At 71.1% G+C, this 25,362-nt stretch carries 21 protein-coding genes, 1 tRNA gene and 1 pseudogene; 11 read left to right on the top strand and 12 right to left on the bottom strand.

Going from position 1 to position 25,362, the window contains the following annotated elements:
- Positions 1 to 9 precede the first annotated feature (9 nt).
- The 3 genes from AB0J74_RS15055 to AB0J74_RS15065 form a co-directional block, all read right to left on the bottom strand.
- Positions 10 to 954, bottom strand: a complete 945-nt coding sequence (locus AB0J74_RS15055) for a beta-ketoacyl-ACP synthase III (RefSeq protein WP_363448299.1) — start codon at positions 952 to 954, stop codon at positions 10 to 12.
- Positions 951 to 2,120, bottom strand: a complete 1,170-nt coding sequence (locus tag AB0J74_RS15060) for an acyltransferase domain-containing protein (protein ID WP_363448300.1) — start codon at positions 2,118 to 2,120, stop codon at positions 951 to 953. The genes AB0J74_RS15055 and AB0J74_RS15060 overlap by 4 nt, the downstream gene beginning before the upstream one ends.
- Before the next feature lie 136 nt (positions 2,121 to 2,256).
- The gene (locus AB0J74_RS15065) at positions 2,257 to 3,471 is read right to left on the bottom strand and encodes a helix-turn-helix domain-containing protein (protein WP_363448301.1); all 1,215 of its coding nucleotides are present in this window, start codon (positions 3,469 to 3,471) and stop codon (positions 2,257 to 2,259) included.
- Between the two features lie 12 nt (positions 3,472 to 3,483).
- Here AB0J74_RS15065 and AB0J74_RS15070 point away from each other — a divergent pair, with 12 nt between their 5' ends.
- Positions 3,484 to 4,149 (top strand): phosphatase PAP2 family protein, encoded by a 666-nt coding sequence (locus tag AB0J74_RS15070; protein WP_363448302.1) that lies wholly within the window; start codon positions 3,484 to 3,486, stop codon positions 4,147 to 4,149.
- Between the two features lie 27 nt (positions 4,150 to 4,176).
- On the opposite strand, the gene AB0J74_RS15075 is transcribed toward AB0J74_RS15070, so the two are convergent.
- A complete protein-coding gene (locus AB0J74_RS15075; RefSeq protein WP_363448303.1) occupies positions 4,177 to 5,355 on the bottom strand; it encodes a histidine kinase in 1,179 nt (392 codons plus the stop codon).
- Between the two features lie 131 nt (positions 5,356 to 5,486).
- Here AB0J74_RS15075 and AB0J74_RS15080 point away from each other — a divergent pair, with 131 nt between their 5' ends.
- From AB0J74_RS15080 to AB0J74_RS15090, 3 genes are all read left to right on the top strand, one after another.
- Complete coding sequence (locus AB0J74_RS15080; RefSeq protein WP_363448304.1) at positions 5,487 to 6,038, top strand: hypothetical protein; 552 nt, start codon at positions 5,487 to 5,489, stop codon at positions 6,036 to 6,038.
- 142 nt (positions 6,039 to 6,180) lie between these two features.
- Positions 6,181 to 6,525 (top strand): hypothetical protein, encoded by a 345-nt coding sequence (locus AB0J74_RS15085; protein WP_363448305.1) that lies wholly within the window; start codon positions 6,181 to 6,183, stop codon positions 6,523 to 6,525.
- A 46-nt stretch (positions 6,526 to 6,571) separates the two neighbouring features.
- On the top strand, positions 6,572 to 7,129 hold the full coding sequence (locus tag AB0J74_RS15090) for a WHG domain-containing protein (protein WP_363448306.1): 558 nt from the start codon (positions 6,572 to 6,574) through the stop codon (positions 7,127 to 7,129).
- 2 nt (positions 7,130 to 7,131) lie between these two features.
- Here AB0J74_RS15090 and AB0J74_RS15095 read toward each other — a convergent pair whose 3' ends face one another.
- From AB0J74_RS15095 to AB0J74_RS15110, 4 genes are all read right to left on the bottom strand, one after another.
- A complete protein-coding gene (locus AB0J74_RS15095; protein ID WP_363448307.1) occupies positions 7,132 to 7,779 on the bottom strand; it encodes a hypothetical protein in 648 nt (215 codons plus the stop codon).
- A 234-nt stretch (positions 7,780 to 8,013) separates the two neighbouring features.
- Entirely contained in the window at positions 8,014 to 9,408 is a 1,395-nt protein-coding gene (gltX, locus tag AB0J74_RS15100; RefSeq protein WP_363448382.1) for a glutamate--tRNA ligase, read from the bottom strand.
- A gap of 302 nt (positions 9,409 to 9,710) precedes the next feature.
- Entirely contained in the window at positions 9,711 to 10,988 is a 1,278-nt protein-coding gene (locus AB0J74_RS15105; protein ID WP_363448308.1) for an MFS transporter, read from the bottom strand.
- On the bottom strand, positions 10,975 to 12,291 hold the full coding sequence (locus AB0J74_RS15110) for a GH1 family beta-glucosidase (protein WP_363448309.1): 1,317 nt from the start codon (positions 12,289 to 12,291) through the stop codon (positions 10,975 to 10,977). The genes AB0J74_RS15105 and AB0J74_RS15110 overlap by 14 nt, the downstream gene beginning before the upstream one ends.
- A gap of 199 nt (positions 12,292 to 12,490) precedes the next feature.
- On the opposite strand from AB0J74_RS15110, the gene AB0J74_RS15115 reads away from it, so the two are divergent.
- The 3 genes and pseudogenes from AB0J74_RS15115 (at position 12,491) to AB0J74_RS15125 (ending at position 16,705) form a co-directional block, all read left to right on the top strand.
- On the top strand, positions 12,491 to 14,029 hold the full coding sequence (locus AB0J74_RS15115; protein ID WP_363448310.1) for a polysaccharide lyase family 1 protein: 1,539 nt from the start codon (positions 12,491 to 12,493) through the stop codon (positions 14,027 to 14,029).
- 1,330 nt (positions 14,030 to 15,359) lie between these two features.
- Positions 15,360 to 16,022: pseudogene (locus AB0J74_RS15120) on the top strand (ATP-binding protein); the annotation flags it as partial.
- Positions 16,023 to 16,321: 299 nt separating this feature from the next.
- Complete coding sequence (locus tag AB0J74_RS15125) at positions 16,322 to 16,705, top strand: toll/interleukin-1 receptor domain-containing protein (RefSeq protein ID WP_363448383.1); 384 nt, start codon at positions 16,322 to 16,324, stop codon at positions 16,703 to 16,705.
- Between the two features lie 65 nt (positions 16,706 to 16,770).
- On the opposite strand, the gene aceE is transcribed toward AB0J74_RS15125, so the two are convergent.
- Complete coding sequence (gene aceE / locus AB0J74_RS15130) at positions 16,771 to 19,521, bottom strand: pyruvate dehydrogenase (acetyl-transferring), homodimeric type (protein WP_363448384.1); 2,751 nt, start codon at positions 19,519 to 19,521, stop codon at positions 16,771 to 16,773.
- A gap of 153 nt (positions 19,522 to 19,674) precedes the next feature.
- Positions 19,675 to 20,082 (bottom strand): YjbQ family protein, encoded by a 408-nt coding sequence (locus AB0J74_RS15135; protein WP_363448311.1) that lies wholly within the window; start codon positions 20,080 to 20,082, stop codon positions 19,675 to 19,677.
- Positions 20,083 to 20,186: 104 nt separating this feature from the next.
- Between AB0J74_RS15135 and AB0J74_RS15140 the strand changes: the two genes are divergently transcribed.
- The 4 genes from AB0J74_RS15140 to AB0J74_RS15155 all read left to right on the top strand — a co-directional run bounded on the left by AB0J74_RS15140 (position 20,187) and on the right by AB0J74_RS15155 (position 23,603).
- Positions 20,187 to 22,436: a thiamine pyrophosphate-dependent enzyme gene (locus AB0J74_RS15140; RefSeq protein WP_363448312.1), complete on the top strand. Its 2,250-nt coding sequence runs from the start codon at positions 20,187 to 20,189 to the stop codon at positions 22,434 to 22,436.
- 155 nt (positions 22,437 to 22,591) lie between these two features.
- Positions 22,592 to 23,026, top strand: a complete 435-nt coding sequence (locus AB0J74_RS15145) for a DUF3052 domain-containing protein (protein ID WP_363448313.1) — start codon at positions 22,592 to 22,594, stop codon at positions 23,024 to 23,026.
- Between the two features lie 6 nt (positions 23,027 to 23,032).
- Entirely contained in the window at positions 23,033 to 23,497 is a 465-nt protein-coding gene (locus AB0J74_RS15150) for a peroxiredoxin (RefSeq protein WP_363448314.1), read from the top strand.
- 34 nt (positions 23,498 to 23,531) lie between these two features.
- Positions 23,532 to 23,603: transfer RNA gene (locus AB0J74_RS15155), tRNA-Val, on the top strand.
- Positions 23,604 to 23,768: 165 nt separating this feature from the next.
- Here AB0J74_RS15155 and AB0J74_RS15160 read toward each other — a convergent pair.
- Positions 23,769 to 23,993, bottom strand: a complete 225-nt coding sequence (locus AB0J74_RS15160) for a hypothetical protein (RefSeq protein WP_363448315.1) — start codon at positions 23,991 to 23,993, stop codon at positions 23,769 to 23,771.
- Positions 23,994 to 24,593: 600 nt separating this feature from the next.
- Positions 24,594 to 25,160: a hypothetical protein gene (locus AB0J74_RS15165; protein WP_363448316.1), complete on the bottom strand. Its 567-nt coding sequence runs from the start codon at positions 25,158 to 25,160 to the stop codon at positions 24,594 to 24,596.
- Between the last annotated feature and the right edge of the window lie 202 nt (positions 25,161 to 25,362).

Consider the following 25,362-nt stretch of genomic DNA (forward strand, 5'->3'; position numbering starts at 1 on the left):
GTCGCGCGCTTACGGGCAGCGAACAACCTGCCCGGCGTACGTTAGACCGCCGCCGAAACCGAACAGCAGCACCGGGGCGCCGGACGGCACCTCGCGTCGCTCGATCAGCTTGGACAGCGCCAGCGGCACGCTCGCCGCCGACGTGTTGCCGGACTCGACGATGTCCTTGGCGACGACCGCCTGCGGCATGCCGAGCCGCTTCGCGATGCCGTCGATGATGCGGGCGTTGGCCTGGTGCGGCACGAACGCGGCGATCTCCTCGGGCGCCACTCCGGCGCGCTCGCAGGCCTGCAGGGCCAGCGGCGCGAGCGCGGTGGTGGCCCAGCGGAACACCGACTGGCCCTCCTGCTGGATGTAGGGCCGCCAGCCCTCGATCCGGACCGCGTCGGACTTCTCCGGCACGGAGCCCCAGATCACCGGGCCGACGCCGGGCGCGTCCTCCTCGGCCGCGGCGGTGACCACCGCGGCGCCGGCGCCGTCGCCGAAGATGATGCAGGTCGACCGGTCGGTCCAGTCGGTGAAGTCGGAGAGCTTCTCGGCGCCGATGACCAGCGCGTTGCGGGCCGCTCCGGCGCGGATCGCGTGGTCGACGGTGCCCAGCGCGTAGGAGAAGCCGGAGCACGCGGTGTTGATGTCGTAGGCGCCCGGCGCGTTGATGCCGAGCTTGGCGGCGACCCGGCAGGCCACGTTGGGGCTGCGGTCGACGGAGCTGCAGGTGGCGACCACGACCAGGTCGATGTCCGCCGGCGTCAGGCCCGCGTTGGCCAGGGCCTTCTCGGCCGCGAAGCCGGCCATGTCGGCGACCGTCTCGCTGTCGGCGATCCGGCGGGTGGCGATGCCGACCCGGTCCCGGATCCACTCGTCGTTGGTGTCGACGATCTGGGCCAGGTCGTCGTTGGTGAGCACCCGGGACGGCTGGTAGTGGCCGAAGGCGAGGATGCGGGAGCCTGTCATGCGGGTTGTCCTCCGATGCGCGCGAGCGGCTGGCCCGGTGCGACCGGGTCGTCGTGGTGGGCGAGCCATTCGGTCAGCAGGCCGTCGCTGTGCGCGGCCACGTCGACCGGGCCCTGCCGGGTGATGACGTGCCCGATGACCTGACCGGTCCGGACGGCGTCGCCCTCGGCGAGCCCGTCCGACGGAGCGAACATACCCGCCGCACCCGCGACGACGACGCGGAACTGGGGTGCCGGCTCGTGGCTCGGCGCCACACCGTGGCGGGCCACGAGGTCGCGCGCGGCGGGCAGGTCGTCGGGAGTGTTGAGCGTCACGATCTCGATGCCGTTGGCCTTGAGCTCGCGCTTGACCAGCCCGGCCAGGGTGCCGGCGGGTGGCAGCTCGATCACCGCGGTCACGCCGAGGTCGGCCAGCGTGCGCATGCACAGGTCCCACCGGACCGGCGCGGTGACCTGTCGGACCAGGCGGGTGAGCAGCTCGCGGCCGTGGGTGACCGCGTTGCCGTCGAGGTTGGAGAGCAGGATCCGGGTCGGGTCGGCGGGGGTGATGCCGGCCGCGACGGCGGCCAGCGCCTGTTCGGCGGGGGCCATGAACGGGGTGTGGAAGGCGCCGGCGACCTGCAGCGCGATGACCCGCGCCCTGGCCGGCGGCTCGGCGGCGAGCTTGGCCAGCGCGTCGATCGCGCCGGCGGCCACGACCTGGCCCGCACCGTTGCGGTTGGCCGGGAAGAGGCCGTGGGACTCGATCGCGGCGAGCACCTCGTCGGGGTCGCCACCGAGCACGGCCGACATGCCGGTCGGCTCGAGCGCGCAGGCCGCTGCCATCTCGCGGCCGCGGACGCCGGCCAGCGTCACGGCCGCCTCGGCCGGGAGCACCCCGGCGAGGGTCGCGGCACCGAGTTCGCCGACGCTGTGGCCGGCCACCAGGGCGACGTCATGCATCGGCAGCCGCTCCGCGGCGAGCAGTGCCGCGGCGACCAGGAGCGGCTGGGTGCGCGCCGTGTCCTTGATCTCGTCGGCGCCGGCCTCGGTGCCGAGCTGCACGAGGTCGACTCCGGAGAGTGCCGACCACCAACGGAGCCGGGCCTCGGCGCCGGGAAGTTCGACCCACGGAGCGAGGAAACCGGGCTTCTGCGAGCCCTGGCCAGGAGAGAGTACGGCGAGCACGTTTACGACTCTGCGGGATACTCGTGGGTCATGTGGTTGCCGGCAGGCACCAAACCACACTATTGGTTTTGTAGGTTTTCTACAACGAGTGGCAGCGATCACGTGCGGTATGGCGTAATTTCTTCCAAACGAGCGTTCAGGCGTCCGCCGGGCTGACCGGCGACGCCCCGCCGCGCGGGTCGAGCCGCCCGACGGTCAATGCGATCCGCAGGGCGAACAGGTCGCGCGGCGACAGCGGCGAGAAGCCGGTGACGTCGCCGATCCGCCGCAGCCGATAACGGACGGTGTTGGGGTGCACGAAGAGCGATCGGGCCGCGCTCTCCAGCACGCCGCCGGCCGCGAAGAAGGCGTCCAGCGTCTCGATCAGCTCGCCGCCGGCCCGCACCAGCGCGCCGTAGACGTCGCGGCGCAGCGCCCGGCGGGCGGCGGCGTCACCGGCCAGCGCCCGCTCCGGCAGCAGCGCCGCCGCGGCGACCGGGCGCGGCGCGTCCGGCCAGGCGGGCGCGGCCCGGAAACCGGCCAGCGCGGCCCGCGCCGATTCGGTGGCCTCGTCGAGGCTGGCCACCGCCGGCCCGACCACCACCGGCCCGGTGCCGAAGCCCTCCAGCAGTTTTTCCGTCGCGTTGAGCGGATCGGCCGCGCCGCCCAGCACCACGACCAGGCGGTCGCCGTGGACGCCGCTGATCACCTCGACGCCGATCCGCCGGGCGTGCCGGTAGACCGTGTGCAGCACCGGCGCGACCTCGCCGCCGGGGGAGCGCCCGACGGCGACCGCGACCGGCGGGGCGTCGGCCCAGCCGAGCGCCGCGGCCCGGCTGGCCAGCACGTCGGTGGAGTCGCCGCGGAGCAGCGCGTCGACCAGCAGCGCCTGCAGGCGGGCGTCCCACGAACCGCGCGACTCGGCCGCCCGCGCGTAGACCCGGGCCGCTGAGAATGCGATCTCCCGGGAGAAGCGGAGCACCTCTTCGCGGAGGTCGCGTTCTTCGCCGGGCGCGGCCAGTTGGGCCGCCCGCTCCTCGACGACGTCGATGGTGACCTGGATCAGCGCCACCGTCTGCTGCAGGTTGATGCTCCGGGCCAGCGCCCGCGGGGCGGCGGCGAACACCTCGTCGGAGACCTCGCGGGGCCGGCTCTTCGGGCCCTGGCGCATGAACTCGACCAGCGACCGCACGCCGGCCTGGGCCACCAGCATGACCCAGGACCGCTGGTCGGCCGGCAGTTGGCGGAACCAGACCAGAGTCTCGTCCATCCGCGCCACGCTGGCCGTCGCGAGGGCGCCGGCCGACCGCTCGATCCGGCGCAACGTCGCCGCGAGACTGTCTGCTGGCTGGTCATCCACGACATACACCATAGGCTGGCCGGGATGCACCGCCTTCCCACGCGCCCGCCGGCCGCCCTGCCTGTCGCCGCCGCGGCCGCTTTCGGGGTGCTGCTCGGCCTGGTGGCCGCGGCCTGGCCGCCACTGGTCCGCTGGGACGACGACGCCAGCGCGACGCTGCGCGCCCACGGCCTCGCACACCCGGTGCTGATCGACTGGTTGCGGGCTTTGACCAGCGTCGCGGCGACGATCCCGTTCCTCGCCGCCGGCGCCGCGGCGACCCTGCTCTTCGCCCTCCGCCGCGACGGCCGGACGGCGCTGTTCTGCGGCCTGGTCACGGCGGTCGTCCCGATCGCGTGGGGTCTGCTGCACGCCCTGTTGCACAAGCCCCGCCCGGTCGACGGCTTCGTCTCGGTCGCGAGTTCCGGCTTCCCGAGCGGGCACACCACCAACGCGGCCGCGTTCGCCCTGGCGGTGGTCCTGCTTGCCTGGCACCGCACCAGCGCGCCGACCCGCGCCGCCCTCTGCACTGCGGCGGCGGCCTTCACGCTGTTCATCGCCTACACCCGCGTCGCCCTGCTGGCACACTGGCCCAGCGACGTCGTCGGCGGCGTACTCCTCGCCTTCGCGGTGGTCCCGCTCGCCGCGCGCGTCGCGACACGAACCGGCGGCGGACCGACCGCTACCCGGCGCGGCGCCCGCGTGGCGTAGCCCGGCCAATCCCTCGAACGGGCGACGCTAAGCCGCCTCGAGCGGCAACGCCGCGACCACCCGCCACCGCGCGCCGGTGTCCGGGCCCGCGTCGAGCCGGCCCCGTAACAGGGCGGCCCGTTCGCGCATTCCGATCAGCCCGGCCCCGCCGCCGAGATGGTCCAGCGGGCCCGGCGACGCGACCGGGTTGTGCACGGTCAGCCGCACTTCGTCGGGGCCATAGTCGACCGTGACGCTGGCCGTACCCGTGCCGTGTTTGAGCGCGTTGGTCAGCGACTCCTGCACGATCCGGTAGCCGGCGAGGTCGACACCCACCGGCAACGCCCGCGGTGAGCCCGTCGTGGTCAGTTCGACCGCGAGCCCGGCCGCCCGGGCGCCGCTGACCAGGTGCTCGACCTCGGCCAACCCCGGCGCGACCGGGTCGTCGCCGGGCATCCCCTCCGGGCCGCGCAGCACCTCGATCATCTGCCGCATCTCGGCCAGGCCCTGCACGCTGTTCTGGCGGATCACCCGCAGCGACTCCTCGACCTGTGCCGCCGACAGGTTGGGCACGCTCAGCGCCGCCGTGGCGTGGATCGCCACCACGCTCAGGTGGTTGGCGACCATGTCGTGCAACTCGCGCGCCATCCGGGTGCGCTCGGCCGCCACCGCCTGCCGCCGGTCGAGTTCGGCGACCCGCGCGGTCTGCTCGGCCCGGGAGCGCGCCAACTCGGCCTGGTCGCGGTACTGCCGGACGCTCAGCCCGGTCAGGATCGGCAGCACCAGCACGAGAACCGCCGGGATGCCCAGCGCCAGCCCGCGCACCGAGCCCTCGGAGATCACGCCCAGCACGGCGGTGGCCGCGACCACCACGATCGAGACCTCCAGCGCCCGCCGCCAGAGCCGGGCCGGGCCGAAGACGCACGCGTCGTAGAGCACCTGGGTGTAGATCAGCAACGTCCCGATCGACCCGCCGAGGGCCAGGTCGGCGACCAGCGCGGCGGTGCCGATCGCGAGACCGGTCCGCGGCGCCCGTCGCCGCAACGCCACCGCGCCGCTCGCGGTGACCATCGGCAGGTAGATCAACCATTCCGGTGCGGCGTCGAGCGGGGCCGGCTGGAGCGTGCGGTAGGCGCCGGAAACGATGATCAATGTCCCGCCGAGCAGCGCGACGGCGGCGAGCGCCAGGTCGCGGGCGAGCGAACCGCGCGGGGGGATGCGGAGCATGCCCTCGATGGAACCACGCCTCGCGCGCCGAAGCCTCCGCCTGCGAGAGGAGGCCGCTCCACCCCGAGGAGGACACCGGTTTCGTCAGCGGCGGCGACGCCGCGCCGCCCGGCCCGCGAAACGCTGGTTCCATGATTGTGGCGCTGATCGTGGCCAGCGAAGTCGGCTTCTGGGTGCTGCTGGGTGCCGGTCTGGTCGCCCGCTACCTGCTGCGGTTGCGCCGGCTCAGCGTCGTACTCCTGCTCGGTTCGCCGGTCCTCGACCTGGTGTTGCTCCTCGCCACCATTCTCGACCTGCGCCGCGGTGGCACGGCCGGCCCGATGCACGGGCTGGCGGCGATCTACCTCGGCTTCACGGTGATGTTCGGCCACGCCATGATCCGCTGGGCTGACCAGCGGTTCGCGCACCGGTTCGCCGGCGGACCGCCGCCGTGGAAGCCGCCGAAGGGTGGCTGGGCCCGGGCGCGCTACGAATGGCGCGAGTGGGGCAAGGCGGTCATCGCCTGCGGGATCTCGGCCGCGCTGCTCGGCGCGGGCATCCTCCTGGTCCGCGACGCGGAACGCGCGGCCGGCCTCGTCGCGTGGCTCCAGCGGATGCCCGCCGTCGTGGTGATCTGGTTCATCGTCGGTCCCGCGTGGGCGACACTCTTCCCGGGACGGGCCAAAGAGGACAGGGCTCGTTGACGGAGCGGATTGCTGCAATATGCAGGCAGTTACCCCGGCCCCGCGGACGGGATTTTCGCTGCTCAGCCCATTAGGGTGTGAAGGCCTGATGGGTCATCCGGTGGCGGCCGGGTGGCGGAACGGCGCAGAACAGGAGGCCGTGATGGCGCACGGGGAGGCCGATTCCGGCTGCGCCGACGCGGAGAGCCAACCGCACGATCCGGACGAGGTGGCTCCGGCCGCGATCGGCCGACCGGTCCGGCGGATCTGTGCGGGCCCGGCGGCCGAACGCCACCGCGTGGAGCGCGCCGACGACCCGAGCGACGACGACGACGAGCCGCAGGGCTGCCACGTCGCCGACGCGGCCTCCGGCCCGATGCTGCACGGCGGCCGCGCGCCGGCCTGCCGCAGCGAGCGCCCCGGCTGGGCGGGAGCGCACCGGCACGGCGCGGTCCGGCCGCGGCGTCGCGCGTCCCGGCGGGAACGCCCACCAGACCGCTGGTGCTAGCGGGCCGGGCACGGCTAGCCGGTTCGTAATGTAAATTTTGCCCGATATGGACGAGAAGCAGCGGCAGATCATCGACCAGGCGATCGTGATCGCCGATGAGCAGGGGATCGCCGCTGTCTCGATGCGGGCGGTCGGCCAGCGACTCGGCTTGAGCCCGATGGCGATCTACCCCTACGTGCGCAGCAAGGACGCCCTGCTCGACGGGGTGGTCGAGCGGCTGCTCGGCGAGTTGCTGGCGATGGCACCCGCCGCGGGCTCCTGGCAGGACCGGCTGCGGACCGTGTCGGCCGCGGTGCGGGCGCTGGCCCGGCGGCACCCTGGCGCGTACCCCCTGATCGTGGCCAGGCCCGGCGCCACCGCGGAGACCCGCCGGCTCGATGACCTGATCTCCGACATCCTCGGCGCCGCCGGTGTGCCGGCGGCCGACGTGCCGCGGCTCGAGCGGCTGCTCTCGACGCTGCTGCTCGGCTTCGCCAACTCAGAGGTCAACGGCAGGTTCGGTGCGAAGCCCGCGGCCGGTGACTGGGACGCGGAGTTCGCCGCGGACCTCGACGACGAGATCCGCCTGATCGAGCAGATCATCGGCCGCTCGGGAGCGGCCTGACCTCAGCGCGCGCGGTGCCGGATGAGCAGCGCGACGCCGGCGAGCATGAACAGCACGACCAGCACGACGCCGCCGTTGAGCAGCATCAGCCGGCGCAACTCGGCCAGCAGCGTGTCGAGGTCGTGGCCGGTGGGCAGGGAGTCTTCCGGGATGACCCGGGAGCCGCCGCCGATGCCGCCGCTCATCACGTCGGGCTTCTCCGGGATCGGCGCGCCCGCGATGCGCAGCGCCTCGGACATCGTCATCCGGCCGAGGAACCAGGCCGCGCTGGTCTTGCGCTTGTCGGGCTGCGCGGCCGGGCGGAACGCCTTCGGACCGCCGTTGGCCAGCGGGTAGAGGTCGTAGGTGTAGCGCGGCTTGTTGTCGTATTGGATGTCGACGGTGAACTTGCGGCCCAGCGTCGAGGTCTTCGGCGCGGCGATCTGCCCGCCGGGCTCGCTCAGGAAACTGACCTCTTTGAGCAGGTCGCCGAAGAGCTGTGGCTTCTCGGTGGCGGTGACGGTGATGTCGGCCATGCCCTCGCTCTTGAGGGTCAACGCCGTCGCCTTGGGTGCCTTGGGCGCCTGGCCGACCACTGTGGTCGCCGGGGCCGCGGCCAGTGCCGGCGTCGCGGCGCCGGCGGTGCCGAGCAGCAAGCCGGCGGCAACCACCAGCAACAAGCGTCTAGAGACGGATCGCCCCACCACCGTCCTCCTCGCCCCGTTCCGATGGCTGGCTGGTGCTTACTTTCTAGACTCCGCGCACGTCCGGTCGGTTGCACCGTACGGTCGGGTTATTTGCAGCTTCTGCCATCTCGTTGACCCTTGCGAGGGACCACGATGGTGATCGAAGGCTGGCCGGCATCGTAACCGGCGACGGCAATGCCGTGGGGGCCGGGGAGGCCGTCAGAGCCGGGCGCGGGCCGCGCGGATCCGGGCCAGCGTGCGCTCCCGACCCAGCACCGCGAGCGACTCGAAGAGCGGCAGGCCGACCGAGCGGCCGGTGACGGCGACCCGGACCGGGGCCTGGGCCTTGCCCAGCTTGAGCCCGCGGGCCGCGCCGACCTCTTCGAGCGTGCTCTTCAGCGCCTCGGCACTCCAGTCGGTCTGTGCCTCGTAGGCCCGCGCCGCGTCGTCGAGCAGCTCGGCCGCGCCGTCCTTCATCGCCTTCGCCCAGGCCGCCTCGTCGAAGGCCGGCTCGTCGACGAACAGGAAGTCCACATTGGGCACGATCTCGCTGAGCACCGCGACCCGGGTCTGCGCGAACGGCGCGACGGCCGCGAACAGGGCCGGGTCGAACCGCTCGGGCCGCCACGGCGGCGGCGCGATGGTCGCGGTGCCAGTGAGCCAGGGCTGGCACGCCGCGATGAACTCGTCGACGCTCAGCGCGCGGATGTATTCGCCGTTGAACGCGCGCAGTTTCTTCTCGTCGAAGAACGCGGGCGAAGGGTTGACGTTTTCGAGGCGGAACTCCTCCTCGATGACCGACCAGGGCACGATCTCCCGGTCGTTGGCCGGTGCCCAGCCGAGCAGCATCAGATAGTTGCGCATCGCGTCGGCCAGATAGCCCTCGTCGCGGTAGGCCTCAAGGGCGACCTTGTCCCGACGCTTCGACAGCTTCTGCCGCTTCTCGTTGACCACGACCGGCACGTGGGCCCAGACCGGCGGCTTGACACCGAGCGCATCCCAGAGCAACTGCTGCTTGGGCGTGTTGGGCAGGTGCTCCTCGGCCCGGATCACGTGGGTGATGCCCATGGTGATGTCGTCGACGACGTTGGCCAGCAGGAACACCGGCGAGCCGTCGGCCCGGGCGACCACGAAGTCTTCGATCTTGGCGTTTTCGAAGGTCGGCTCGCCGCGGACCAGGTCGATGACCTTCGTCTCGCCCTCGTCGGGCGTGCGGAACCGCAGCGCCCGGCCCTCGCCCGGCCCGAGGTTGCGGTCGCGGCAGAAACCGTCATATCCGGTGTAAGCGTTGCCGGTGCGCGCCTGCACCATCTCCCGCGTGCAGTCGCAGTAGTAGGCCCGCCCGGCGTCGTAGAGCCGGCCGGCGGCGGCGCGCTGCTCGTCGGCGTTGGCCGACTGGAAGTAGGGGCCCTCGTAGCTGCCCCGCCGGATGCCCAGCCAGTCGAGCGCGGACAGGATGCCCTCGGTCCATTCGGGGCGGTTGCGCGCGGCGTCGGTGTCTTCGATGCGCAGCACGAACACCCCGCCGTGCTGCTTGGCGTAGATCCAGTCCTGCAGCGCCGTCCGGGCGCCGCCGACATGGAACATGCCCGTCGGGGAGGGGGCGAATCGCACGCGTACCGTCACGCGGTCCAGCCTACGGGCGCCCCCAGGGCGGGCCGCCACCAGGTTTCCCGCGCGTTGCTCTGCTGCCATATAGGCGCGCCCCGCCGACGGCCGCTGCCTATATGGGTGCAGAGCAAGGGCCTGGGCCCTTGCTCTGCACCCGTGCAGGAAGCGCCCAGGTCCGGGGCGTTCGCCGGCCTTTGCTCTGCACCCCTGCAGGAAGCGCCCAGGTCAGGACGCGCTTCCTCCAAGGGTGCAGAGCAAAGCCGGAAGAAACGGCCCGACATGAACTGCCGGAAATGTCCGGCTTATTAGGGGACTGAGCGGATCTTCCGCACCAGGACGCTGCCGAGCAGCGTGATCACCGCGGTCGCCGCGAACAGAGTGGGATAGCCGCCCAGATAGACCACGATCCACGCCGCCGCGAACGGGCCGAGCGCCTGCGGTGCCGAGTTGGCGATGTTGATCACGCCGAGGTCCTTGCCGCGGGTGGTCGCCGCCGGCAGGACCTGGGTGATCAACGCCGCGTCGACCGCCAGGTAGGCGCCGTAGCCGGCGCCGAGCAGGACCGCCGCGACCACCGCGGCCAGCCAGATCGGCCAGATCGCCAGGATCAGCGCGGCCACCGCCATGATGATGCCGGACCAGATCACGAATACCTTGCGCCTGCCGGACCGGTCGGACAGCCGCCCGGCGACCACGGCCGTGGCCATCATGCCGGCCGTGTAGAGCAGGATCAGGATCAGCAACCCACCCTCGGGGTCGGCGTAGTGCACCCCGTCTTCCAGGAAGTAGAGCAGGTAGAGCGTGCCCAGCGCGTTGCCGACCTGCACCAGGAACCGGGTGCCCCAGGCCCACGCGAAGTCCGGGTGGCGCCGCGGGCTGATCCACATGCCGAGCACCAGTGCGCGCAGCGAGAACGGCGGCCGGTGCTCGCGCGGCAGCGGGTCGTCGCCGGTGAAGAACGCGAACGGCAGACCCAGCAGGAGGACGGCGACCGCCACCGCCACGTAACCCGACGCGTTGCCGGTGAAGATCGTGGTCACCAGGACCGCGCCGATCACCAGGCCGAGTGCCTGCGGGATGCCGGCCCAGCCGGAGACGCCGCCGCGCTGGTCGACCGGCACCCGGTCGGGCAGGGCCGCGGTCAGCGCCGCCAGCATCGCGTTGAAGGCGGCCTGCGCCGCCACCCAGGCCAGCGTGACGCCGAGGATCGTCTGCTGCTGGGCTAGCAACAGCAGGGACAGCGCGCCGAGCACGGCGCCCGCGACGGTCCAGACGTGCCGGCGGCCGAAGACCCGACCGCCGATGGTGAGGCAGGTGCGGTCGGAGAACGCGCCGGCCAGCGGGTTGGCGACGATCGCGGCCAGCGCACCGAAGCCCATCGCCCAGGCCAGGGCCGTCTCCTTGTGGCCCGGGGCGATCGCGGCGACCTGGTTGGGCAGCAGGATCTGGATCGGTGTGAAGAACGCCATCCAGACGCCCAGGTTGGCCGAGAACAGCAGCGCGACCCAGCCGCGCCGGACCCGGACCGTCGGCTCGGCCAGCGCCGCCGGTAAGGCGGACGCCTCCGGGTCAACGGTGGTCACGGATGCGCTCCCGCAACCAGGCGAAGGAGCTTTTCGGCGTACGCGCCTGCGTGTCGAAGTCGACGTGCACCAGCCCGAACCGCTTGGTGAACCCCTCGGCCCACTCCCAGTTGTCGAGCAGCGACCAGACGAAATAGCCGCGCACGTCGACCCCGTCGGCCTGGGCCGCGGCCAGGGCATCCAGGTGGGCGTCGAGGTAGGCGATCCGCTGCGGGTCGTCGCAGGAGCCGTCGGGACCGATCACGTCGTCGTACGCGCAGCCGCTCTCGGTGATGTAGACCGGCGGCAGCGCGGCACCGTAGCGGGCGTGCAGCGCGACCAGCATCTCGCGCAGCCCGTCGGGCGCCACCGGCCAGCCGAACGCCGTCGTCGGGTAGCCCTCCAGCGGCACCATCTCGAACGGCAACGGGCTCCCGTCTGCTGGGCCGCGTACGCCGGTCGGGTTGTAGTAGTTGACGCCCAGCGCGTCGATCGGCGCCGCGATCACGTCGAGGTCGCCCTCGCGGACGACGGACAGGTCGGCGGCGCCCTCGGGGTAGCCGAGGCCGAAGAGCGGGTCGGTGAAGACCCGGTTCTGCAGCGCGTCGTAGGCGGCGGCGGCGGCCAGGTCGGCGGGGTCGTCGGTCGCCGGGCGGGCGGGGGAGTAGTTGTTGGCCAGCGTGACCGGGCTGCTCGAGTGGTCGCGCAGCGCGGCGACCGCGAGCCCGTGCCCGAGAAGCTGGTGGTGCGCCACCGGGAAGGCGTCGAAGAGCAACTGCTCGCCCGGCGCGTGGGTGCCCAGCGCGTAGCCCAGCGACATGTGCACGAACGGCTCGTTGAGCGTGATCCACATCCGGACCCGGTCGCCGAGCCGGCCGGCGACCAGGGCCGCGTACTCGCCGAAGCGGTGTGCGGTCTCCCGCGACAGCCAGCCGCCGCGATCCTGGAGCGCCTGCGGCAGGTCCCAGTGGAACAGCGTGGCGACCGGCGCGATGCCGGCGTCGAGCAGCGCGTCGACCAGCCGCTCGTAGTGGTCGAGCCCGGCGGCGTTGGCCGGCCCGGTGCCGTCGGGCTGGATCCGCGGCCAGGCGACCGAGAAGCGGTAGGCGCCGACACCGAGGTCGCGCATCAGCGCCACGTCGTCGGCGTAGCGGTGGTAGGAGTCGGTGGCGACGGCGCCGGTAGTCCCGTCGACGATACGGCCGGGTGCCGCGCTGAAGGTGTCCCAGACCGATGGCCCGCGGCCGTCCTCGGTGACCGCGCCCTCGATCTGGTAGGCGGAGGTGGACACCCCCCACAGGAACCCGCCAGGCAGCTCCGGCATCAGCTTCCGCCGTCCCCTCAACTCGTTACCGGCTGGTAAGCCGAGACTGGCTGGGACTGTAACCCCGGATCATCCGCCCGTCGAGGGGTCCTGCAACAAACCTGCAAACGCCAGCTCTTGTGCCTTAGGTAAGCGCTTTCCTAACCTGGACATCAGCATAGTTCGATCCCTTACCCCGGTTCTACGAAGGTGGACGATGATGAGACGAGCCCTGTTTCCCTTGGCCGCGGCGGCCGCCGTGGCCGTGATCGGAGCGCTGGTGCTGGCGACCCCCGAGGCTTCGGCGGCGGTCGGCGGCGTGACCGGTTACGCGACCCAGAACGGCGGCACCACCGGCGGCGCGGGCGGGCAGACGGTGCGGGCCACGACGGGCACGGCGATCCACGCGGCCCTGTGCGGCCGGGCCAGCAGCAGCACCCCGATCGTCATCCAGGTCGAGGGCACCATCAACCACGGCAACACGACCAAGGTCTCCGGCGCGAGCTGCAACACGGCCGCGGGCGTGATCGAGCTCAAGCAGATCAGCAACGTCACGATCGTCGGCGTCGGCAACGGCGCGGTCTTCGACCAGGTGGGCATCCACATCCGCGAGGCCAGCAACATCATCATCCAGAACGTGACGGTGCAGAACGTCAAGAAGTCCGGCTCGCCGACGTCCAACGGCGGCGACGCGATCGGCATGGAGAGCGACGTCCGCAACGTCTGGGTCGACCACGTCAACCTGCTGGCCTCGGGCGGTGAGGACGCGGGCTTCGACGGCCTGTTCGACATGAAGGACAACACGCAGTACGTGACGCTGTCCTACAGCACGCTACGCAACTCGGGCCGCGGCGGCCTGATCGGTTCGAGCGAGAGCGACCGCTCCAACGGGTTCGTGACGTTCCACCACAACCTTTACGAGAACATCGACTCGCGTACGCCGTTGCTGCGCGGCGGCATCGCGCACATGTACAACAACTACTACGTGAGCCTCAACGAGTCGGGCATCAACTCCCGGGCCGGCGCCCGCGCGCGGGTCGACAACAACTACTTCAAGAACTCCAAGGACGTGCTGGGCACGTTCTACACGAGTGAGGCCGGCACCTGGCAGGTCAGCGGCAACATCTTCGACAACGTGACCTGGTCGGCACCCGGCGACGACACCAACCCGGCGGGTCCGAACGTCACCTCGAACACGACGGTGAGCATCCCGTACGCGTTCACCTTGGACGGCGCCTCGTGCGTGCCGAGCGTGGTCGCCGCGACGGCCGGTGCCAACCGCGGCCTGCAGGTCTCCAACGGCAGTTGCTCGCCGACGAACCCGCCGAGCGGCAACCCGACTTCTGGCCCGACCACGCCGCCGCCCACGTCAAACCCCACGACGCCGCCGAGCGGCACCAACCTGAGCATCGGCGCGGGCTCTGACGGTTCCAGCAAGGCCAGCGGCACGAGCTACGGCAACGTCCGCGACGGCGACATGGCCACCTACTGGTCCCCGGCGGGCGCGACCGGCTCGATCTCCATCAAGTGGGGCTCGGCCACCTCGGTCTCCCGCATCAACATCCGCGAGGCGTCGGGCGCGGTGGGCAGCATCGGCTCGTGGCGGGTCCTGAACGGCGACACGGGCGCGGTCCTGGCCTCTGGCAGCCGGGCGGGCGTCATCACGTTCACGCGCACGTCGGCAAAGAAGATCACCCTCGACATCACCAGCTCGTCCGGCACCCCGAGGGTGGCGGAGTTCGAAACCTACGCCAGCTGACGACGACCGGTCCGGCGACCGTCCGACCCGACGGCCGCCGGACCGGTTCAGGCTCCGCTACCCAGCGCGGATGAGTAGCGGAACTCAGGTCACACCCGTAACGACCACGGAATCCTGCTCTCATGTCATTACGGGTACGTGCCAACGGGGGACCGCTGGGGATGATGTGCGCGTGAACGCGCTGACGCCCCGGTCCCTGCCGGCGTTGCTGGGCGGGTTGGGCGGATGCCTGTTCCTGGTCGTATGGACATCGCCCCGTTACGCCAACGGGCTGCCACCGTTCATCGACACACCGCCGCACGTCGAGTTCCACGGCGCCGGGTGGGCCTATCTGGTGGTGCCGATCGCGGCCACCGTCGTCGGGCTCTGCGCGCTCCGGTGGTGGCCCTACCTGCTGGTCGTGGCGGGCCTGCTGACCGTGCCCGACATGTTGGCCGCATCGGTGGGGCTGACCCCTTCGCTCGCGGTCGACGCCGTGGCCAGGGCCGGGTATCCGCTGGCGATCCTGGGTGTGCTGGCGTGTGCCCAGAGCCTGGTGAGGGATTCGCCCGGCTGGGGCGCGGCGCTCACCGGCCTCTCCGTCGGCGCCCAGCTGTTCGGCTCCGCGATCGTCGGTGCCGGCTGGCTGATCTCGAACGGCGCCATCGCGACCTGGCACCCCGTCCTGTCCGTGGTCGGGTTCGTCGGAGTGCTGTGTGCGGCCTGGCGCGGAAGGCACGGTGACCCGGGCGCGGTCGGGCTCGCCGATGCCGCACGCTGGTCGGGGCGCCGGGTCCGGCTGGTGGTGACCGGCGCACTGGTGGCGTGTCTGGCGATTCCGCTGTCCCTGCTGACCACCGAACGACTGGCCGACCTGCTCGGGGTCAGCTTCATCGCCCTGCACATCCGGACCTTCGTGGAATCCGCCATCGTCGGGGCGATCACCCTCGTGGCTGCGACCGGCATCGGCCTCGTCGCGGGCCTCCGGTCTCTGGCCGGCGCATTGATCGCGGCGACGGTGCGGATCGCGGTCGTGGCGCCGATGATCATCGCGTTGACCGCCCTGGCGTTCAGCGGGCCGCTGAGGTGGCCCTGCGCGCTCGCCGGGGTGCTGCTCGGCGCGGTCGCGGCCGGCAGTCGGTGGCGGACACCGCTCGCCAGCGCGCTGACGGTGCTGGCCGCCGTGGCCCTTTTCATCGCGTACGCGGCCACGTCCGGACAGCCCGAGAAGCTGGCCGATCAACGGGCCACCACCCCGGCGGCACTGATCCTGATCGTGATCACCGCGGCGGCGACGGCGGTGGTCGGCGCCACGGCTCCGGTGCTGGCGGCACGCGGCGCGCTCCCCGTCATGCTCGGACCGGTGGCCGCTGTGCTGGCCGCGAGCGGACTCCAGACGGTCGGGGCGACCTACCTGCGAGCCGGTTCGCCGGTGGGCTCCTACCTCAACCCGGCATTCCACCTGCCGACGTCGGCCATCCTGCTGCTGGTGGCCGGCGCCGCGATCGGTGGCCTGGGTTTCGCACAGCAGGTCGCCGCACGCCGGGCCGAGCGCGAGCAGGCAGAGCAGATCCGCCGCGACGCCGCCACCGCCGAGCGGGAACGGCTGGCCCGCTCCATCCACGACGGCGTCCTGCAGGTGCTGACGTTGGTGCAGCGCCACGGCTCCGAACTCGGCAACCCGGGCACGCAGCTCGCCACGCTCGCCGCGGAACAGGAGGTGGCCCTGCGGACCCTGCTCACCGGCCCGGCCACCCCCCATCCGGACGGAGAGCAGGACCTGCGGGCGGGGCTGACGACCCTGGCATCGCCCGCGGTCGAGGTCGCGGTGCCGGCCGAACCCGTGCCGCTGTCGGCACCGAGCGCCGCGGAGCTGACCGCCGCGGTGCAGGCCGCTCTGGACAACGTCCGCCGGCACGCCGGCCCGGCCGCCCGCGCCTGGCTCCTCCTCGAGGACGAGGGCGACGCCGTGCGCATAACCGTGCGCGACAACGGGATCGGATTTGCCTCGGAAAGGCTGGCCGAGGCAGCCGAAGCAGGCCGGCTGGGCGTCGCCCAGTCGATACGTGGCCGCATCCGACATCAACGGCACCACGACGATCCACAGCACCCCGGGCGAGGGAACCGAGATCGAATTCTGGGTCCCACGGCCCGGGCCCGCCGGCCGGTGAGCGCCACCGCCCCGACCCACAAGCGGCGCGGGTCGCCGACTTGGAGACCTACGCCAGCTAGCGACCGACCGAGGACTGTCGGTTTCGTGCTGTTCAAGTGCACGCTCGCCGAGTGCTCGAGGCATTCCAGGGCCAGGAGCTCGTGTCACACGCGATCAGGCCTGGGCGGAGTGGGTCGCCTGGCAGCCTTCGCGAGGCCGGTTACGCGGTCGACCTGGATCGGTGGGACCTTTCGGCCGGCGACAACTTCGTCGTCCGCATGTCCGAGGCCTTGGATCGCGCCGAGATCGTCGTGGCGGTCGCCGCGAACGCCTATTTCGAGGTCGAACGATTCACCACTCCGGGCGTGGACGAAGATCGAGCGTTCTCGTCGGCTCAGCGAAGAACGTTGGAAGCTCGGCGCCGGGTACTCGGGAACGACTCCCTGGCCACCCAACGCCCAGTGCTCGGCGACGACCACCCGGACACCGTCAGGTCGGTGCAATACCTTGCCGGAATCGAGCGACGGCTGGAGGAGAAAGAGTAGGCCGACGCGTCAACCGAGAAAGGGCGCCCCGCGGAAGCGGGGCGCCCTTTTCACAACGACCGGACCTACGAGTCGCCGCCGGTTTCGCCGACGGGTGCGGCGTTGACGTCGTCGATCGCGTACTTGCGGGCCGCCTCGACCGGGATCGCCGGTGCGATCTCGCCGCGGACGGCGAGCTGGCGCAACGTCGCCACGGCCACCGACTCGGCGTCGACGTGGAAGTGGCGGCGCAACGCGTGCCGGGTGTCGGACAGGCCGAAACCGTCGGTGCCCAGGGACGTGTAGTCGCCCGGGACCCAGCGCGAGATCAGGTCGGGCACCGCGCGCATGAAGTCGCTGACCGCGACCACCGGGCCGTCGGCACCCGCCAGCTTGCGGCGGATGTAGGGGACCCGCGGCTCGCTGCCCGGGTGCATCAGGTTGTATTCCTCGGCCTGCACCGCCTCGCGGCGCAGCTCCGTCCAGGACGTGACCGACCAGACGTCGGCCGCCACGCCCCAGTCCTGGGCCAGCAGCTGCTGGGCCTTGAGCGCCCACTGCATGGCCGTACCCGAGGCCAGGATGTTGGCCTTGATGCCGCCGCCCTCGACCGTCGGTGCCGGCGAGTAGCGGTAGATGCCCTTCAGGAGGCCTTCCACGTCGACGTCGACCGGCTCCGCGGGCTGCAGGATCGGCTCGTTGTAGACGGTCAGGTAGTAGAAGACGTTCTCCTGCTCCTCGCCGTACATCCGGTGCAGGCCGCGCTCGACGATGTGCGCGATCTCGAACGCGAAGGCCGGGTCCCACGCGACGACGGCCGGGTTGGTGGCCGCGATCAGGTGGGAGTGGCCGTCTTCGTGCTGGAGACCTTCACCGTTGAGCGTGGTGCGGCCGGCGGTGGCGCCGAGCACGAAGCCCCGCGCCATCTGGTCGGCCGCGGCCCAGAAGCCGTCACCGGTGCGCTGGAAGCCGAACATCGAGTAGAAGATGTAGAGCGGGATCATCGGCTCGCCGTGCGTGGCATAAGAGCTGCCGGCCGCGGTGAACGACGCCACCGAGCCGGCCTCGTTGATGCCCTCGTGCAGGATCTGCCCGCCGAGCGCCTCCTTGTAGGACAGGAACAGCTCCCGGTCGACCGGGGTGTAGTTCTGCCCGTGCGGCGAGTAGATCTTCTTCGTCGGGAACAGCGAGTCCATGCCGAACGTGCGGGCCTCGTCCGGGATGATCGGCACCCACCGGTCACCGAACGCGCGGTCCTTCATGATGTCCTTGAGCAGGCGTACGAAGGCCATGGTGGTGGCGACCTTCTGCTTGCCGGACCCGCGCTTGACGTCGCCGAACCGCTCGCTGCCCGGGATCTGCAGCGGGATCACCTTGGTGTTGCGGGTCGGCATGTAGCCACCGAGCGCGCGCCGGCGCTCGTGCAGGTATTCCATCTCGTCGGACTTGTCCTCCGGCCGGATGTAGGGCGGCAGGTAGGGGTTCTCTTCGAGCTGCTTGTCTGAGATGTCCAGGTACAGGCGGTCCCGGAACGTCTTCAGGTCGTCGAGCGTCAGCTTCTTCATCTGGTGGGTCGCGTTGCGTCCCTCGAACGACGAGCCCAGGGTCCAGCCCTTGATCGTCTTCGCCAGGATGACCGTCGGCTGGCCGGTGTGCTCCGTGGCCGCCTTGTAGGCCGCGTAGATCTTCCGGTAGTCGTGGCCGCCGCGCTTGAGGTTCCAGATCTCGTCGTCCGAGAAGTTCTCGACCATCTTGCGGGTCCGCGGGTCACGACCGAAGAAGTGCTCGCGGACGTACGCGCCGGACTCGGCCTTGTAGGTCTGGTAGTCGCCGTCGGGCGTGCTGTTCATCAGGTTGACCAGCGCGCCGTCGGAGTCGGCGGCCAGCAGCGGGTCCCACTCGCGGCCCCAGATGACCTTGATGACGTTCCAGCCGGCGCCGCGGAAGAACGACTCCAGTTCCTGGATGACCTTGCCGTTGCCGCGGACCGGGCCGTCGAGGCGCTGCAGGTTGCAGTTGATCACGAAGGTCAGGTTGTCGAGCTCTTCGCGGGCGGCCAGCCCGATCGCGCCGAGCGACTCGGGCTCGTCCATCTCGCCGTCGCCGAGGAACGCCCATACGTGCTGGTCGGACGTGTCCTTGATGCCCCGGTTGTGCAGGTAGCGGTTGAACCGGGCCTGGTAGATCGCGTTGAGCCCGCCGAGGCCCATCGAGACCGTCGGGAACTCCCAGAAGTCGGGCATCAGCCGCGGGTGCGGGTAGGACGGCAGGCCGCCGCCGAGCCCGGCGTGCGACAACTCCTGGCGGAAGCCGTCGAGGCGCTCCTCGGAGAGGCGACCCTCCATGAACGCGCGCGCGTACATGCCCGGCGACGCGTGCCCCTGGTAGTAGATCTGGTCGCCGCCACCGGGGTGGTTGCGACCGCGGAAGAAGTGGTTGAAGCCCACCTCGTAGAGCGCCGCGGCGCTGGCGTAGGTCGAGATGTGCCCGCCGACGCCGATCTCCGGCCGCTGCGCGCGGTGCACCAGCATCGCGGCGTTCCAGCGGATGTAGGCGCGGATCCGGCGCTCGACGAACTCGTCACCGGGGAACCAGGGCTCTCGCTCCGGCGGAATCGTGTTGATGTAGTCGGTGGTGGTCAGCGGGGGGACGCCGACGTTGCGCTCGCGCGCCCGCTCCAGCAACCGCAACATCACATATCGGGCGCGCTTGGCGCCACCCGCGTCGATGACTCCGTCGAGAGACTCGACCCATTCGGCGGTTTCCTCAGGGTCGACGTCCGGAAGCTGGCTCGGCAGGCCGTCACTGATCACCGGGCGCTTGCGTTCCGTAGCCACAGGCATTCCTCAGATTGTGGGGACGACTGACATTTCGGAGCCAAGTGTCCCGGGTGTGGGATTCGTCTCCAACCTCATCCTGCCCCGTTTCACGCCCCGGCGTCACGTCGCGTACTGCAGACGCGACACGCGACACAGCTACTATCTGGTAGCTCACCCCGGAAGGAACGAAAACCGGACCTGCCGGACAGCATTGTCACCGTTGGTGTCGACCAGGCAGACCGACTGCCAGGTGCCCAGTGCGAGCCGACCACCCAGAACAGGGATCGACGCGTACGGGGCGATGAAGGCCGGCACGACGTGGTCACGCCCGTGCCCGGGCGCACCGTGCCGGTGTCGCCACCGGTCGTCGGCCGGCAGGAACCCGTCGATCGCCGTCATCAGGTCGGGGTCGTCGGATCCCGCGCCGCTTTCGATGATCGCGATGCCGGCCGTGGCGTGCGGCACGAACACGTGCAGCAGGCCGTCGCCCTCGCCGGAGACGAACTGCTGCGCCTCCGCCGTCACGTCGCGCACGGCGGGGCGGCGCCCCGTCTCGACCGTGATCACCTGACTCCGCATCCGGACAAGTCTAGGGATCTTTCTGGCTTTGAGTGGACCAGTCCCCGGCGGGTCCCGCGTGGCGGATGGGGCAGGTGACTGGCAGTGGGTGGCTTCGGTCGGTAATGCTTTTCGGCGTGACCACGCCGCAAGATCTCGACGAACGGTTCCGGACGGCGGTCGGCGCGCTGGTGCCCGGCACGGCCGGCCTCCCCGACGGGATGACCGCCGAGCTGGCCCGCGCCCTGTTCGACGCCCAGCTGACCAGCCGCCACCTCGACCTTGCCGCCCGCTGGTTGCGCAGCTTCGGCGAGGGCTACTACACGATCGGGTCGGCCGGGCACGAGAGCAACGCGGTGGTCGCCGCCGCCCTCCGGCACACCGACCCGGCGCTGCTGCACTACCGCTCCGGCGCGTTCTACGCGGCCCGGGTGGCGCAGGCCGGAGGCGCCGACCCGGTCGCCGACGCGGCCCGCGACGTGCTGCGCGGCATCGTCGCGTCGGCCAGGGAGCCGATCGCCGGCGGCCGGCACAAGGTCTTCGGCAACGCCGCGCACCACGTCGTGCCGACCACCTCGACGATCGCCTCGCACCTGCCCCGCGCGGTGGGCGCCGCGTTCGCGATCGAGCGGCTCCGCAAGGTCAACGGCACCGAGACCTCGGAGGCGCCCTGGCCGCCGGACGCGATCGTGGTCTGCTCGTTCGGCGACGCCTCGGTCAACCACGCGACCGCCACCGCCGCGCTCAACACCACCGGCTGGATCGACCACACCGGCCTGCGCCTGCCGCTGCTGCTGGTCTGCGAGGACAACGGCATCGGGATCAGTGTCAAGTCGCCGCAGGGCTGGGTCGAGACGACCCTGAAGTCCCGGCCCGGGCTGCGCTACTTCGCGGCCGACGGCGACGACCCGATGGGCGCCTACGCGACCGCGGTGCGCGCGGTCGAGCACGTGCGGAAGAGCCGGAAGCCGGCCGTGCTGCACCTGAGGACGGTGCGGTTCATGGGTCACGCCGGCGCCGACGCCGAGGTCGCCTACCGGCCGGCCGCCGACCTCGAGCGCGACCTGGCCCGCGACCCGGTCGTGGCGACCGCCCGGCTGCTGGTGGACACCGGGCTGGCCGCGCCGGAGGAGATCGTCGCCCGCTACGACGAGGTCGGCTGGCTGGTCCGCAAGGTCGCCGAGGAGGTGCTGGGCGAACCCAAGCTGACCAGTCCCGCGGACGTGGTGGCCGCGCTGGCACCGCGGCGGCCGGTGCGGGTCGCCCGTACCCTGGCTGATTTGTCGGTTCTATCGGCCGCCGACCGGTCCGCCGCGTTCGGCGAACGCCTCCCCGAGGACGCCGGCCCGCTGACCCTGGCCCAGACGATCAACGCCGCGCTCGCCGACGGCATGCTGGCCAACCCCAAGATGGCGGTCTTCGGCGAGGACGTCGCGATCAAGGGCGGCGTGTACGGGGTGACCAAGGGCCTGCGCGACAAGTTCGGCGCCACCCGGGTCTTCGACACGCTGCTCGACGAGACCTCGATCCTCGGCCTCGCCCTCGGCTCCGGGCTGGCCGGCATGCTCCCGGTGCCGGAGATCCAATACCTGGCCTACCTGCACAACGCCGAGGACCAACTGCGCGGCGAGGCGGCCAGCATGCAGTTCTTCTCGGCCGGCGCCTACCGCAACCCGATGGTCGTGCGGCTGGCCGGGCTGGCCTACCAGGAGGGGTTCGGCGGGCATTTCCACAACGACAACTCGGTGGCCGTGCTGCGCGACATCCCGGGCCTGGTGGTGGCCGTGCCGGCGCGGGCCGACGACGCCGCGCCGCTGCTGCGTACCTGCCTGGCCTCGGCCGCGGTCGACGGGAGCGTCTGCGTGTTCCTGGAGCCGATCGCCCTCTACCACACCCGTGACCTCTACGAAGAGGGCGACAACGAGTGGCTGGCGCCCTACCTGGGGCCGGCGTCGTGGTCCGAGGCGCACGTGCCGATCGGGCGGGCCAGGGTCTACAACGTGGGCACGGCCGACGATCTGACGATCATCACCTTCGGCAACGGGGTACGGATGTCGCTGCGGGTCGCCGCCCGCCTGGTCGACGAGGGCATCGGGGCGCGGGTGGTCGACCTGCGCTGGCTCGCCCCGTTGCCGGTCGCCGACGTGATCCGGGAGTCGTCGGCGACCGGGCGGGTCCTTGTCGTGGACGAGACACGTCGGTCCGGCGGGGTCGGCGAGGGGGTGCTCGCGGCCCTGGTCGATGCCGGATATGTCGGTTCTGTTAGCCGGATCGCGTCGGTCGACTCCTTCGTCCCGCTCGGCCCCGCGGCCAAGGAAGTGCTGGTCGCGGAGGATGCCATCACTCAGGGTGCCCGGGCGCTTCTGGCACGGTAAGTTTCCCGAGGGGCCCGAAAAGTCCGTGTCAGTAGGCACCTTCGACCCGGCTGACCGGAAAATCGAGCCGGGATCGGTCGGTGCGCCACTTGCGCGTGGGCGTCTGACTGTGTGGACTTTGCGGGAATCGCAACGAACGAGGGAGGCACGCAACAGTGAGCGCGACCGCTGGTCAGGCCGCCGACGGCGTACGCAGCCTGGCGGACCGGTTCGGCATCGAGCCGGGGATGGTCGTCATGGAGATGGGGTACGACGATGACGTCGACCAGGAACTCCGCGACGCCCTGACCGACCGCTCCGGAGAGTTGGTCGACGAAGACACCGATGAGGTGGTCGACGCGGTGCTGCTCTGGTACCGCGACGGCGACGGCGACCTCTTCGAGATGCTCGTCGACGCACTCGGCCCGCTGGCCGCCAACGGCGTCGTCTGGCTCCTGACGCCCAAGGCCGGCCGCGACGGCCACGTGGAGCCGAGCGAGATCACCGAGCTGGCGCCGACGGCCGGGCTCCAGCAGACGTCGACGGTCAACGCCGGCAAGGACTGGAGCGGAGCACGGCTCGTGGTGCCGCGCGGATCCCGCAAGAAGTAGCGAACGATGCTCGAGGTCGGCACGCCGGCACCGGACTTCACACTCAAGGACCAGAACAACCAGGCGGTACGACTCTCGTCGTACCGCGGGTCCAGTGCGGTCCTGCTCGTGTTCTACCCGCTGGCCTTCACGGGCACCTGCGGCGGTGAGATGGCGGCGCTGGAGCAGTCCCTGCCGGCGTTCGCGGCCGCCGGCGTCGAGGTGCTCACGGTGAGCGTCGACTCGCCCTACTCGCACAAGATCTGGCTCGACCGCGAGTCCTGGACGATGCGGATGCTGGCCGACTTCTGGCCACACGGCGCGGTGGCCGATTCCTACGGGGTCTTCAACGAGTCGGCCGGCTTCGCCAACCGCGGCACCTTCCTGATCGACCGAGCCGGAACGATCAGGTGGGCGGAGTGCAAGGGTCCGGGCGAGTCCCGCGACACGACCGTGTGGCTGGCCGCGGTGGCCAACCTTGACGAAGGCTGACCGGGCCGGGGTCAGGTAAGCTTCGGCCGGTCCGGGGCGCGTAGCTCAGCGGAAGAGCACTCGCCTTACAAGCGAGGGGTCGCAGGTTCGAACCCTGCCGCGCCCACACCCGTGACCGGCCGATGCAGTCCAGGTTGGTGTGCGAGTAGATCTTCAGGGTGATCTTCACGTCCGCGTGCCGGGCGATGGCTTGGACGGTGTGCGGCGGTACACCCAGGGCCCGGGCGGCAGCACCAGGAGGGCCTTCACCCACTGGCAAGCGAGTAGGGAGTCAGCGGGTCTCGAACAACGCTTGCCCAAGCTGACGCTCGACCTGCCTGGACGTCAGCTCGGGGTGGTGCGCGGCTATCGCGGCGAGGGCCTGGTCACGAGTTATCTGTCCGTCACGGAGCAGGTCCGCCTGCTTGTAGGCGATCGCCGCGGGGGACACCCGAGTCACGCCTATCGTCTCCGCGTCGCGGCCCAGCAGCTGCCGGAGGACCTTGAGCAAACCCATCACTCCATCGTCTTCCGCAGGGCCGTGATCTGCACGCCCAGGCGGGTCTAGGGCTACCGGCTACCGGGCCGCCGGCTGCCGGCCCATGTCGAGACTCAGGACGACATGAGTGACACGTCCGGCTAGACGATCTTGCGCGGTAGGTGCGTCAGAAGGGGTGCCACCCGGCGATTGAGCGCGCCGCACAGCCGACACGAAGAGAAACCTCTGCAGGCCACGTATGTCGTGCCAAGCCGAAGGTAGTCCCTGACCTTCTGCTGGCCATCGGGGTCGGCCCGGGGGTCCACGAACGCCCGCTCTTGCTGCCATCCACGCCATGCATGGCCGCACCTCGGCCTGGACCTCCGACACAGCCTGATAGCGCTGGTGTATCGCAGCCAACGCCACAGCACTCAGCGGAGTGTCACCCACGTCCTTGATACCGATGTGTCACGCAGATCCTGAGACCGGACACCGGCTGCCGGCCCAAGATGTGCAAACTTCCGTACGTCTTCAAGGCGGCCCTACGGGCCGCTCGCGCCGCCGCCAGGGTGCGCACCCACCGCTTGGCTGTGGGCGTGCCTGAGGATCGCCATCGCGATCCGGGGGTGTACGTCGAGATCAACCAGAACTGAGGCGCAGGTGCTTCCGGCGGAAGAACGGCCGAGCGGTGGGCTGGGCCAACAGGATTGACGCCGCTGCCAGGACGACGAGCTGCACCGCGCCGACCGTTACTAGGAAGATCGGGTACCAGTCCGGCCGGGTGGCGTAGCTGTCGGGCCTGAGGACTGTCACCGTGACGGCGACGAGATTGAACATCGCGCCGGCGGTAAACAACCAGACGACGACGCGCGCGGCGTTCCTGCCAGTGGCGCAGAAATAGCCGAGCGCCGCGACCAGCACGCCACTGACGAGGGCGCCCGGCAGCAGGACGAGGGCGCCACCGCCGGCGGCCGTCGGATCGGCACGGAACAGCTGTTGCAGGAGCGCGGACAGGGCCGGCAGGCCAGCGAGCGCGTACAGCAGCAAGCTGGCAGCGACCACCGGCCGCGGTCGCTCGATCGGGGGTGTGTTCGTGGCCGACACGGCACTCCCGTCGATCATGTCCTGCATCCTGAACGCCCCGATCGTAGTGAATGCCTGCTGCCTCAGCTCATGCGCGGCTTCGGTCGTGCGGATCGCCAACATCGCGCACGACACGACCGATCGTGCCGGCTTCCTCCCGACACGTCGGCCGGCGCCAACGCCTCCGACATCCGCACGACGACGTTGTCGCCCGCCGACCAGTCCCAGCGGTCCAGGTAGACGGCATAGCCGAAACCGGCAGTCCTCCCTCCGTTGGTGATTTCTCCCGGCACTCAACCTCCGCGCACCTGACCGGCGTCTAACC

The organism is Asanoa sp. NPDC049573, from assembly GCF_040676615.1.
Classification (GTDB): domain Bacteria; phylum Actinomycetota; class Actinomycetes; order Mycobacteriales; family Micromonosporaceae; genus Asanoa.